The sequence below is a fragment of the Pseudomonas sp. PWP3-1b2 genome (assembly GCF_049896045.1).
Classification (GTDB): domain Bacteria; phylum Pseudomonadota; class Gammaproteobacteria; order Pseudomonadales; family Pseudomonadaceae; genus Aquipseudomonas; species Aquipseudomonas antarctica_B.
The window spans coordinates 217,818-230,511 of sequence record NZ_JAFCTN010000001.1 but is presented as its reverse complement, the minus strand read 5'-3'; the positions used below and the strand labels follow the sequence as shown (position 1 = coordinate 230,511).

Genomic DNA, 12,694 nt, shown 5'->3' with positions numbered 1-12,694 from the left:
CCGCCGGGTGACAGAACCATCAACGATCAGCGTACTGGGGGAGCGTATTGAATGCCGCCGTTGGTCCACAGTGCGTTCAGGCCACGGTCGATTTCCAGCGGGGTAGTCTTGCCGAGGTTTTTCTCGAAGACTTCGCCGTAGTTGCCCACCTGCTTGACGATCTGTACGACCCAGTCTTTCTTCACTTTCAGGTCTTTGCCGTATTCGCCGTCAGCACCGAGCAGACGCGCAACGTCCGGGTTCTTGGTGGACTTGGCTTCAGCTTCGACGTTTTTCGAGGTGATACCGGCTTCTTCAGCGTTGAGCATGGCGTAGCCAACCCAGCGCACGATGGCCAGCCACTCGTCGTCGCCATTACGTACGACTGGGCCCAGCGGTTCTTTGGAAATGGTTTCCGGCAGAACCACGTAGTCCTTCGGCGAGGCCAGCTTGCTGCGCTGTGCGTAGAGTTGGGACTTGTCGGAGGTCAGCACGTCGCAACGACCGGATTCCAGCGACTTGGCGCTTTCATCGGAGGTGTCGAAGGTGATTGGGGTGTATTTGAGGTTGTTGGCGCGGAAGTAGTCCGACACGTTCAGCTCAGTGGTCGTACCGGCCTGGATGCAGATGGTTGCACCGTCCAGTTCCTTGGCACTTTTAACACCCAGCTTGTTGTTTACCAGGAAGCCAACACCGTCGTAGTAGGTGATGAAGCCCGGGAATTTCAGGCCCATGCCGGCATCGCGAGAGCTGGTCATGGTGGTGTTACGAGACAGAATGTCGACTTCGCCGGACTGAAGCGCGGTGAAACGCTCCTTGGCATTCAACTGGCTGAATTTAACTTTGGTCGCGTCGCCGAAAACGGCAGCAGCCACAGCGCGGCACACGTCAGCGTCGATCCCCAGGATCTTGCCGCTGGCATCGGGTACCGAGAAACCCGGCAGGCCGTCACTCACGCCACATTGCACAAAGCCTTTCTTCTGCACGGCGTCCAGGGTGGCGCCAGCTTGGGCGAAACCGCTCACACCCAGTACAGCCGCCGCAGACACGATGGCCAGGGTGGATTTCAATACCTTCATTCAAACCTCCAGTTTTGCTCTTGTTGTGTCGGAGCTAGAACCTCAGCGCACCCTTATGAGGCGATATCGACCTGTGTTGGCTTTTTTTAGGTCAAGCGGCATGAAGTCGTCGCAGTAATTCCAGTTGCTATCCCACAAGCGGCAGTCACTGATAGTGTTACCGTCCTGGGATAGTTCTGACATCGACCTACACATAGCAAGCCCCGTACCAGAGTGCTGGCTGAGTCGTTTCAGCCCATGGTCAATAGAAAAAGATTCAACGTTGCGACATTCTCTTAACAGATCAACGCATTGCGCACCGTTCCGACGCACCCAATCGGAGCGCACGCACTTATATGGAGCAGACATGACCGAACCCTTGATTCTTCAGCCCGCCAAGCCCGCAGACGCCTGCGTTATCTGGCTGCATGGCCTGGGTGCCGATCGCTACGACTTTTTGCCGGTGGCTGAGGCACTGCAGGAAACCTTGCTGACAACCCGCTTCGTTTTGCCCCAGGCGCCGACCCGCCCGGTGACGATCAACGGCGGCTATGAGATGCCCAGCTGGTACGACATCAAGGCCATGAGCCCGGCCCGTTCCATCAGCCTGGAAGAGTTGGAAATCTCGTCAAATACCGTTACCGATTTGATCGAAGATCAGAAGAGAACCGGAATAGACGCCTCGCGGGTTTTTCTGGCGGGTTTTTCCCAGGGTGGCGCGGTGGTGTTTCACACCGCCTTCCTTAAATGGCAGGGCCCACTGGGTGGCGTAATTGCCCTCTCCACTTACGCGCCGACGTTTGGCGATGAGCTGGAATTGTCCGCCAGTCAGCAGCGCATTCCTGCCTTGTGCCTGCACGGCCAGTTCGACGACGTGGTGCAGAACGCGATGGGCCGCAGTGCCTATGAGCATTTGAAGACCCGTGGTGTCACCGTGACATGGCAGGAATACCCAATGGGTCACGAAGTGTTACCCGAGGAGATACGCGACATAGGTGACTGGTTGACCGCTCGCCTGGGCTGATTGCCGCACATTATGTAGCCACATGACAGACGCACTACGCCGCGCCCGATTCTTGCATTACACTGGCCGGCGTACATTCCTTAATCAATTAATGAGATCACCGTGCTCAAAGCACTTAAGAAGATGTTTGGCAAAAGCGAGGCTGAGCCGCTCGCGCCTGTTCCCAGTGCTCCTGTCCCTACTGCCAGCCGCCGCAATGACGGCAAACAGCCCGACCGGATCGTACCTGTCGCTTCTGAGAAAAAGCCGTCGGTGACACTGTCTGAACAGGCCACCCCTGCCGAGGAAGCGCCAGCGCCTGCTCCTGCGCCGAAAGCAGTTCGCCGTGAACGCGCACCGAAACCGCCGGTTATCCCGTGGAAACTCGAAGACTTCGCCGTCGAGCCGCAGGAAGGTAAAACCCGCTTCCACGATTTCAAACTGTCCCCGGAATTGATGCACGCCATCCAGGACCTGGGCTTCCCATACTGCACGCCGATCCAGGCGCAAGTGCTGGGCTTCACCCTGGCGGGCAAAGACGCCATTGGCCGCGCGCAAACCGGCACCGGCAAGACCGCCGCGTTCCTGATCTCGATCATCACCCAGTTGCTCGAGACGCCGCCGCCCAAAGAACGCTACATGGGCGAGCCGCGCGCACTGATCATCGCCCCGACTCGGGAGCTGGTGGTGCAGATCGCCAAGGACGCCGCCGACCTGACCAAGTACACCGGCCTCAACGTCATGACGTTCGTGGGCGGCATGGACTTCGACAAGCAGCTCAAGCACCTCGAAGCGCGCCATTGCGACATTCTGGTTGCAACGCCGGGCCGCTTGCTCGACTTCAACCAGCGTGGCGACGTGCACCTGGACATGGTCGAAGTGATGGTGCTGGACGAAGCCGACCGCATGCTCGACATGGGGTTTATCCCGCAAGTACGCCAGATCATTCGCCAGACCCCGCCGAAAAACGAGCGCCAGACCCTGCTGTTCTCCGCGACCTTCACCGAAGACGTGATGAACCTCGCCAAGCAGTGGACAACCGACCCGTCCATCGTCGAGATCGAAGCGCTTAACGTCGCCAGCGAAAACGTTGAGCAACACATCTACGCGGTGGCCGGTGCCGACAAATACAAGCTGCTTTACAACCTGATCAACGACAACGGTTGGGAGCGCGTCATGGTCTTTGCCAACCGCAAGGACGAAGTGCGCCGCATCGAAGAACGCCTGGTGCGCGATGGCGTAAACGCCGCGCAACTGTCGGGCGATGTGCCGCAGCACAAGCGCATCAAGACGCTCGAAGGGTTCCGCGAAGGCAAGATTCGCGTGCTGGTGGCCACCGACGTGGCCGGTCGCGGGATTCACATCGACGGCATCAGCCACGTGATCAACTTCACCCTGCCGGAAGTGCCGGACGACTACGTACACCGCATTGGCCGCACCGGCCGTGCGGGCGCTGCGGGTGTGTCGATCAGCTTTGCCGGTGAGGATGACTCGTACCAGTTGCCGTCGATCGAGACGCTGCTGGGGCGCAAGATCAGCTGCGAAACGCCGCCGACGCATCTGTTGCGGGCTGTGGAGCGTAAGCGCCCTTAGGCTGGATGCAGTAAAAATGTGGGTGCTGGCTTGTGTGGGTGGTTGGGTTTTGGGTTGAGTACATATCCGTTGTTTGAGTGAAGGCTGAGATTGGTTCCGCTCTTACAGCGGGTCACTTTTGGAAGGACCCAAAAGTAACCAAAAGGTCCTCGCCCCACCACTCGGTGCCTCGCCTAGGCTCGGCATGCCCGCACTCCGGCTTGAATCCGTGGGCCGCCGCGATGGGCCATCCTTGGCCCAGCGCGGCTAACCCGGCGTCCTGCCGGGTTACCCACGGATTCAAGCCTGCGTGCGGCCATCGTGGTTAACGGGGCGCCTGAGATCAAAAGCAAGATCAAAATCTAAAGCACGGCGGCCTAGTAGCCGACCTGAGTGGTTGAATCAAAAGCGCTGTTTTTTTCTAGAGCAGATCGCGATTTTTCAGACCAAATGGAGATCCACCTGTGGGAGCTGGCTTGCCTGCGATGCAGACACCTCGGTACATCAGGCACACCCAGTAGATGCCATCGCAGGCAAGCCAGCTCCCACAGAAAAGCCAATTCCCACACAATCTGCTTTTGATCCAACCACTCAGGTCGATTCTCAGACGTGGGAGCGTTTTTGGTTACTTTATGCGCGCTTCAAAAAGTGACCCGCTGTAAGAAGCAGAACCATAACCCCCCGTTACCCCAGCAACGGATATGCCCCAACAAACCTCACTTCCAACGATCCGCCGCCGCCTGGTCGCTGCCCCGCCCCTCCACCCAACGCGGCCCTTCGCTGGTGTGTTCCTTCTTCCAAAACGGCGCCCGTGTCTTCAGGTAGTCCATCACAAACGCGCACGCATCAAACGCCGCCTGGCGATGCGCACTGGCAACGCCCACAAACACAATCGGCTCACCCGGTTCCAGCGCGCCGATGCGGTGCAACACTTCCAGCTTAAGCAACGGCCAGCGCTGCTCAGCCTCAACGACAATCTTCGCCAGGGCCTTCTCAGTCATGCCCGGATAGTGCTCCAGAAACATCCCCGTCACGTCCAGCCCGTCGTTGAAATCACGCACATACCCGACAAAACTCACCACCGCGCCCACGCCGACATTCGCTGCGTGCATGGCGTTCAGCTCAACGCCCGGATCAAATGCCTGAGCCTGCACCCGAATGGCCACCGTCAGCCTCCGGTCACTGGCGGAAAGAACGCCACTTCATCACCGGCCTGCACCGGTTGATCAAGGCCACAGAGTTCCTCATTGCGGGCGCACATCAAGCTGGTCTCATTGAGCACTGCAAACTCGGGGTCATCGGCCAGCGCCAGACGCACTGCATCGACGGTGGCGAAATCCCCCTCCATCTCCAGCGAATCCAAACCCACCGCTTCGGCGTAACGCGCAAAAAACACTACATTGATGCTCATGCCTGGTCCGCCTTGAAATGCCCGCTTTTACCGCCGAGCTTTTCCAGCAGGCGAATGCTTTCGATGGTCATGCCACGATCTACCGCCTTGCACATATCGTAAATCGTCAGCGCCGCGACGCTGGCCGCGGTCAGTGCTTCCATCTCCACGCCGGTCTGCCCGCTGAGCTTGCAGCGCGCCAGGATATGCACCGCGTCCCCGCCATCGGCACTCAGCTCGACCTTGACGCCGGTAAGCATCAGCGGGTGGCACAGGGGAATCAAATCGCTGGTTTTTTTCGCCGCCTGGATCCCGGCAATGCGGGCCACGGCAAACACGTCGCCCTTGGGATGGGCGCCGTCGACAATCATTTTCAGGGTCTCGGGCAACATGCGCACCCGCGCTTCGGCCACGGCTTCACGGAACGTCACGGCTTTTTCGGTGACGTCGACCATGTGGGCGCGACCTTGGGAATCGAGATGAGTCAGCACAGGGATACTCCTGATCAGGAGCGGCAATTGTAAACCCGTGAGTCAAATTTACGCATGCCTGTTTATCCCATGAGCCCGTTAAGCGAAAAACAGTGTAAATGTGGCGAGGGAGCTTGCTCCCTCGCCACAGGTTATCGACAGCAGCGGGTGTCAGAAGCGGAAGGTAAATCCGGCATTGATCCCGTTGTTGTTACCCCGGTTCGACAGCAAACCGCTGTAGTTCAACGACACCAGCGTGTCTTTGGTCAACGCCATTTGCGCACTGGCCTTGATCACCGCGCCATCGCGCGCCACCGGCACGCTGTTTACGGCAAACGCGGTGTCACTGCCGGCAAACTTCAGCGAGGCTTCACGATCGGTATCGCCGAACTGATGTTCCCAGCCCAGCTCGCCGCGCAAGGTCACCGCCGAGGTTGAGCTGATCGGCACCTGGGTATGCGCGCGCAGGCCCAACGTCGAGAGCGTCGCATCCTGGCTTTGCTGGCTGGCGTGCAACGCAGCCGCGCCGCCCTTCTCTTTGAACGAGTCGCTCTGATGGTTCAGGTACGTCAGGTTGGCAAAGGGTTCGAACAGGTTCCATTGGGTGTAACCGATTTCGGCAAACACCTGATCGGTACGCGCGCTGTAGTCAGCCTTGTCGTAGTCCGACTGGTTGGCGTAAGCCACGCGTCGCGAGGTGTCCAGACGATGCCAGGTGGTGGCACCGCCCACGCGCAGGGCGATGGCGTCGAAGCGCTTGCCGCCGTAGATCGACAGATGATAGTTGTCGCTGTCCGCCGAGGCCGAGGCGTCGCCATTCAGGTGGCTCTGGGTGTAGCCGGTGGCTGCGCCCAAGCGCCAGCCGTCGCCGACTTCGGTGTCCAGCCCCAACAGCACGCCGCTGGTGGACGAGGAGTAACCGCTGGCGTTGTTGTCACCGCTGACGTTATCGCGACCGCCCAGCAGTTGCACCCAGCCGCCATTGTCGCTGCTCTGGATCTGCGCGCTGGAATCCAGCGCCTGAGCCTGTTGCAGGCGACCGTTGACCGCTTCACGAATGTAGCGGCTGTCGGCCATTTGCGCCGCCGCCACGTCCGAGTGCACTTGCCCCGACAACTGCTTGAACGCGTCCCGCGCCTGCGCTGCCGAGTCGGATGCCAGCAGGCCTTCGTACACCGGACTGCCCGCGCCCAGTGACTCGGCCGCCGTTGCCACCGCGCGTTCATTGCGGGTTTGCGCGATGCTGGCAAACGTCGTCTGGTTGCGCGCCACCGCCAGGGTCAGCTGATTCGGCTGATAGGTGAGCTGCGCGCCGATGAACAGGTAATTCGGCGAGATCGCCGCAAACTGACCATTGATGCCCTGGCTCGCCGTCAGGATGTTGAACGGCTGGCCCAGCAGGCTACGAGCCTCGGTGGCAGACAACAGATTGGGGCTGTTTTCCAGGGACACGGTCACCACGCCACCGTTGAGGGTGGCAACGCCGCTGCTCTGGATCTGGTCGCTGCGCCCATTGGGGCCGACTTCGACCGCATACACCGAACCCGGATTGAACGTCACGTCGCCCGTGCGCAGCGTACCGATCGAATGCCCCGGCGCCACGCGGCCACCGGTGTTGACGGTCACGTTAGCCACCGTGCCCGTGCCGGCCAACGTGCCGCCGAGTGTGGTCACCACGCCATTGTCCGCATTGCGCGTGCCCACCGCGCTGCCATCCACGGTCACGGCGGAGGTCAACGTGCCGTCCACTGACAGCATGCCGCCGCGTACCCAGGTGCTGCCGGAATAGGTGTTCTGGCCTTCCAGCACCAGTTCGCCGTCACCCGACTTGGCCAGGCTGCCGACATAGGTGTTGCCAGTGAGTAAATCCTGGCCGCGCGTAAGGGTCGCCTGCTCCCGCGCATGGCCGATCTCGTAGTCGAACTGGTCATCGGCCGACGCATTCGCCGGTAAGCCGTTGAGCCAGCCTTTTTGCTGTTTAGTCGCGGCCCAGGTCGCCTGCTCGGCGGCGTCTTCTACACGGCGGGCGCGAATGGCTTCATCGGAAATCGGGTTGGCCCAGATGTCGCGAGTTCCGCCCGGCAATGCCACCGCCACCGAACCGAGAAACTGCCCCGGCCCCTGCATGGCTTTTTGCAGGTTCGGCAAGCCCCAGCCACTGACCACGCCGGGCACTTGCGGCGTGCCCGGCGCGGCATCGTGTACCGGTTGCAGGTTGTCATAGGTGCGGCCACCGGTGAGGTCGCCAACCGGGGTATCAGGACCGTCCGGCGCTTGCAGGCTGGAGGTGGTCAGCAACACATCCCGCGCCTGGCTGGCAGTCATGTACGGGAAGCGCTGAATTACCAGCGCCAGAGCCCCGGAGACACTCGGCGCAGCCGCCGAGGTGCCGTTGGCGTTGGGGATAATTTCACCCTCGGGCCCGGTGGACGGAATACCTGACACGCCCATCACGCACCACCATTTCGACGTGCCGCAGCGGTTATAGACCTGCGCGCTGGTCTCGTCGTAACCGGTAATCGAGAGAAATTTGCCTTCAATATCCGGCTTGAAAAACGGCAGGTTGGCGTTGGTGTCCGGGTTGGCGCCGTGGCTGTCGTTGCCCGCCGAGATGATCTGGATGAACGTGTTTTGCCGTGCGGCGTCGGCCATCGCGTCCATCCAGGTTTTTTGCCCGGCGTGAGCCTTGTCCCAGAACGGGCGATAGGCGGCGGTCATGTCGCGCAGGTTGTCGGCGGCGCTGTCGCCGACATTGCCAAAGTGGTTTTCCACGTCATTGCGCGAGTTCTGCCCCCAGCTCTGGTTGACGATCGACACATTCTTTGCCGCCAGCGCGTTGTAGCTGGCCATGAACGCGTTGTAGTCGAGGTCGTTGGAGCCCTGGAAACGGTTGTTATCGGTACCGCCGGTATTGGCGACAAAAATGTTCGCATCAAAAGCGATGCCGTGCATGCCGGTACCGTCGCGACTGGCGCCCAGCACGCCGGACATTTCGGTGCCGTGACCGTCGTTGATGATCGGGTCGTACTCACCGGAAATGCTGAAGTGCTCGCCCTTTTGAAACTCGCCATCCGGGGTGTCCTGGATATAGCGCGGGTGGGTCGCATAGTACTCACCGGTGGACGTCACCGCTTGCACGCGGTCCTGGCCCTGAGCGTTCTTGCCCTGGAACTCGACATGTTCGGTGAGGATGCCCGAGTCGAGCACACCCACATTCACGCCTTTGCCGGTCATGCCCAGGGCATAGGCGTAATACGCGTGGGTGCGGTCCAGGCCGGAGTTGACCTGGGCTTCCGGGGTTTTCCAGGTTTGCGCGTTGGCGTTCCAGTCACGGGTGGCGGCCGCCCAGGATTGGCCGGCGTTCAGTTGCCCGCTCAGGTTGCTGCTGACGCCCGGTTCCACATAGGTATACGGCTTGGCGGCCGGCAAGTTGGCCAGAATCGCCTTGGAGAAATCGAGAATGTTGGTGGTGTAGCGGCCGTTGTTGCTGAACAGACGGCTGCGGTAGTAATCCAGGCGTGAGGCGTAATCCAGCGGGCGCCGGGTATCGCCGAGCATGGCGCTGATGGTCAGGTTTTCCGGTTGCAGCTCGTAGTTTTGCTTGAGCGCCGAATCGAATTTTCCGGACTGGGCAGCAAAATCCTTGGCCGCAAGATCGACAATATCCGCATAGGCAAACCGCAGGTTTTTGTACACGTCGGTGTTTGGACCAAAGGATGCGACGGCTTTCCTGAAGGCCGACTCCAGCACTTGTGAGGTGTAGGGGTTGGCGTCGTCGGCCCACGCCATGCAGCCCTGGCCCAGCCATAGCGCCAGGCCGAGTGCGATGGGTGTGAGGGGTATCGATTTGGAGCCTATGGCGCGCTTGCGTTTTTCAGACAAAGTGAAGCCATTACCTGCTACGTCCATTCTTCCTTTCCCTTTGGATAAGTGCGTCGTCAATGAGCGATGTATCGGGCTTTTTGTAATAGGCAGGGTCATGCGGAAAACCCCAAGGGGTCTTCAAACGTCGTCAGATCAAGGAAATGTATGCCGACGGAGTGACGCTGATTTGTTGTTGTTTTTACAGCAACAAAAAATGTAACAAAATAAATACAAAACCCACAAGCACCCACGGCGCATTAACGAAGGCAAATGTCGCCCACAACAAAAACCCCGGATTTCGTGAAAAATCCGGGGTGGTTCGTGGCATTTAGCCACCAACTACAGCATGAGTGTTTACAAATGGGACTCGGCGTATTCGGCCAGGATCGAACGCGGTACCCCTTGCAGCGCAATGTGCACGCCGTTCGGGAAGTCTTTGAAGCGTTCTGTCAGGTAGGTCAGCCCGGAGCTGGTCGCGGACAGGTAAGGGGTGTCGATCTGTGCCAGGTTGCCCAGGCACACCACTTTGGAACCGGCGCCCGCACGAGTGATGATGGTTTTCATCTGGTGCGGCGTGAGGTTCTGGCATTCGTCGATCAAAATCAGGCTTTGCTGGAAGCTGCGACCCCGGATGTAGTTGAGGGATTTGAACTGCAACGGCACTTTGCTGAGGATGTAATCGACGCTGCCATGGGTGTTTTCGTCATCCATGTGCAAGGCTTCGAGGTTGTCGGTGATCGCCCCCAGCCACGGCTCCATTTTTTCCGCTTCGGTGCCGGGCAGGAAACCGATTTCCTGGTCCAGGCCCTGCACGCTGCGGGTGGCAATGATGCGGCGATAGCGCTTGGTGACCATGGTCTGTTCGATGGCGGCAGCCAGGGCGAGGATGGTTTTCCCCGAGCCTGCGGCGCCGGTCAGGTTGACCAGGTGGATGTCCGGATCGAGCAGCGCATACAGCGCCAGGCTCTGGTAGATATCACGCGGTTTCAGGCCCCAGGCTTCCTGGTGCAACAGAGGCTCCTGATGCAGGTCGAGGATCAGCAGCTTGTCGACCTGAATCTCTTTGATCCAGCCCACAAAACCCTGTTCGTCGATGATGAATTCATTGATGTGCACCGCCGGCAGGTTGTCGATCAACTGCACCTGGTGCCAGGTGCGGCCATGGTCCTGACGGGTTTCGACTTTGCTCACAAGGTCCCAGAACGAGCCGGTCACCGTGTGATAACCCCGCGACAGCATCGACACATCGTCGACCAACTGGTCGGTACTGTAGTCCTCGGCAGCGATCCCACATGCTCGTGCCTTGAGGCGCATATTGATGTCTTTGGTCACCAGCACCAGGCGCAGGTCCTTGTCGCGCGCATGCAGGTCGATCAATTGGTTGATGATTTTGTTGTCGTTGAGGTGTTCCGGCAGCAGGCTGTTGGGCTCGCTGCGTTTGTTCATCAGAATCGACAGCAAGCCCTTCGGCCCGCTTTTGCCACGCTGGATCGGCACGCCGACTTCAACGTCCTCGGGCGAGGCTTCGCCCAGGGTCTTGTCGATCAGGCGGATGGCCTGGCGGCATTCGGCGGCAACGCTGTGGGGCCCGCTTTTGAGTTTGTCGAGCTCCTCAAGCACGATCATCGGGATGGCGACGTGGTGTTCTTCGAAGTTAAGCAGTGCGTTTGGATCGTGGATCAATACGTTGGTATCAAGCACATAAAGGATTGGCTGGTCGGAAGAAGGGGTACGTCCATGATCATCCATACTCGGTCACCTTTGTGGGAGCCAGTCGACGCAATACCTGGGCGGTGCTGCGCCTCGATTCGACCACCGAACGCACCTGAGGGACGTCAAGTGCATGCTCACATGAGGAGTCTTGGAAGACGCCACCTGTGTTGCAGGTTTCGGCGATCTGACTTCGTAATACCGCAAAACCCATGACAGGAAATAGCACTTTGACGCTTTTTTGAAGTTTATTTTTCAGGATGACGAATAGCACTAGCCGCGTGCCATAGACCCCGTTAAAGTCGGAAGTCCGCCTGTATCGAAATGTCGCAAAAAACCACCCCGCAACCTCCTCATCCCCAACAGGGCCGGGCACTTGGTCTTTTAGCGAAAGGCTTCCCGACAGTCCTGCCAACCCAGCCCGCTTTGCGCCGTTGCCTGCATCAGAATCGGCAATGCTACCCGCGCCTTGTCCTGGGTGTCATGAAACACAATCACCCCTTTGCGCCACAGCAACATCAGTGTCAGCACGCGCTCCTCAGACTCGTCAGCCTTGAGTTTGCCGGGCTCGTCCTGGGAGTCGATGTCCCACAACGCCACCTGTAAACCCTGGGACTGAAAGAAGCCCTGACTGTCCGCGCGGCGCTGGCCATACGGCGGGCGAAACAGCGGCACGTAGTTTTCCGGCATCAGGTTCTGCGCCAGCGATGCGCTGCGGGTGATCGAGCTTTGCCAGTCGACCCAATGGCTGTGGGAACGGTATTGCCAGCCCTGAGTGCCCACACACTGGCCTTGGTACAGCGTCTGCACGTCGGCGGCAGAACTGCGTTCGACGCGCGTTTGCAGGCTGCTGCCGAGGACGAAGAAAGTCGCGTTCATCTTTTGTTTGCGCAGGTAGTCGGTGAGCCAGTCGGTATTACCGCTGACCGGCGCCGGGCCGCCGTCGAAGGTCAGCAGGAACATGCGGTCCTTGAAGTCATCGCCATTGCGCTCGTGGTCGCCAAAGCGTGCGATTTCGCTGCTGATCTGTGGGAACAGCGCGGCTTTGCGCAGCAGTTCGTCGAGGTAGCGTTCATGGAAGGCATGGCTGGGGGCGGCCCAACCTATATAGAAGGAGTTGTCGCTGATCTGGAACTTGCCGGCTTGTTCGCGCAGGTCGTCCATGCTTTCGACCAGGAAGCAGAAGGAGGCGTCTTCTTCGCAGCTTTGTTGGGCGGCGGTGTAGTTTTCCAGCAGGCGTTGCCAGAGCTGGCGGCGCAGGTCGTCGATGGAGGCCAGGTTGATGATTTTCAGGCCCAAACGCTGCTTGAGCGCGGCTTCGTCCTGGTTTTCGCTGGCCAGGAGGCTGTGGGCGAACATCAGGATTTCGGCGCGTGAGGCGACGTCGAACAGCGCTGGGCTGCTGAGTTTTTCGGGCCAGGTGCCGCGGTCGAGGCTGGCTACATCTACCGGCGCCGCTTGCGCGGTCAGGCTGAGTAGGCAGGCTGATAGTAGGAGTGCAATTCGCACCTAGGGTCTCCCTTTCCAAAGTCGTCGGGCACTATAGCTGATCGGGGCGGGGGGCTATTAGGTTGGTGTGTATATCCGTTGCTGCGGTCACGGCCGCTTAGGGTTCCGCTCTTACAGCGGGTCACTTTTGGCAAACGCC

9 protein-coding genes are annotated in these 12,694 nt (G+C 59.7%); 2 read left to right on the top strand and 7 right to left on the bottom strand.

What is annotated here, in order from left to right; translation table 11 throughout:
* Positions 1–26: 26 nt before the first annotated feature.
* Positions 27–1,058, bottom strand: a complete 1,032-nt coding sequence (locus tag ACP7A2_RS00990; protein ID WP_426132715.1) for an amino acid ABC transporter substrate-binding protein — start codon at positions 1,056–1,058, stop codon at positions 27–29.
* 346 nt (positions 1,059–1,404) lie between these two features.
* Between ACP7A2_RS00990 and ACP7A2_RS00985 the strand changes: the two genes are divergently transcribed.
* Together ACP7A2_RS00985 and rhlB are read left to right on the top strand one after the other, a co-directional pair.
* On the top strand, positions 1,405–2,061 hold the full coding sequence (locus tag ACP7A2_RS00985) for an alpha/beta hydrolase (protein ID WP_426132714.1): 657 nt from the start codon (positions 1,405–1,407) through the stop codon (positions 2,059–2,061).
* A 96-nt stretch (positions 2,062–2,157) separates the two neighbouring features.
* Positions 2,158–3,633: an ATP-dependent RNA helicase RhlB gene (rhlB, locus tag ACP7A2_RS00980; protein ID WP_426132753.1), complete on the top strand. Its 1,476-nt coding sequence runs from the start codon at positions 2,158–2,160 to the stop codon at positions 3,631–3,633.
* A 695-nt stretch (positions 3,634–4,328) separates the two neighbouring features.
* Here rhlB and moaE read toward each other — a convergent pair.
* The 6 genes from moaE to ACP7A2_RS00950 all read right to left on the bottom strand — a co-directional run bounded on the left by moaE (position 4,329) and on the right by ACP7A2_RS00950 (position 12,555).
* On the bottom strand, positions 4,329–4,778 hold the full coding sequence (gene moaE, locus ACP7A2_RS00975) for a molybdopterin synthase catalytic subunit MoaE (RefSeq protein WP_426132713.1): 450 nt from the start codon (positions 4,776–4,778) through the stop codon (positions 4,329–4,331).
* Between the two features lie 2 nt (positions 4,779–4,780).
* Positions 4,781–5,023, bottom strand: a complete 243-nt coding sequence (moaD, locus tag ACP7A2_RS00970) for a molybdopterin converting factor subunit 1 (RefSeq protein ID WP_426132712.1) — start codon at positions 5,021–5,023, stop codon at positions 4,781–4,783.
* Complete coding sequence (gene moaC / locus ACP7A2_RS00965) at positions 5,020–5,493, bottom strand: cyclic pyranopterin monophosphate synthase MoaC (protein ID WP_426132711.1); 474 nt, start codon at positions 5,491–5,493, stop codon at positions 5,020–5,022. Before moaC ends, moaD begins: the two co-directional genes overlap by 4 nt.
* 150 nt (positions 5,494–5,643) lie before the next feature.
* Positions 5,644–9,381 carry an autotransporter domain-containing protein gene (locus ACP7A2_RS00960; RefSeq protein ID WP_426132710.1) on the bottom strand — a complete coding sequence of 1,246 codons (3,738 nt, stop codon included), beginning with the start codon at positions 9,379–9,381 and terminating at the stop codon, positions 5,644–5,646.
* A gap of 309 nt (positions 9,382–9,690) precedes the next feature.
* Positions 9,691–11,085: a PhoH family protein gene (locus ACP7A2_RS00955; RefSeq protein WP_426132709.1), complete on the bottom strand. Its 1,395-nt coding sequence runs from the start codon at positions 11,083–11,085 to the stop codon at positions 9,691–9,693.
* 345 nt (positions 11,086–11,430) lie between these two features.
* Positions 11,431–12,555 carry a polysaccharide deacetylase family protein gene (locus ACP7A2_RS00950; RefSeq protein WP_426132708.1) on the bottom strand — a complete coding sequence of 375 codons (1,125 nt, stop codon included), beginning with the start codon at positions 12,553–12,555 and terminating at the stop codon, positions 11,431–11,433.
* Positions 12,556–12,694 lie beyond the last annotated feature (139 nt).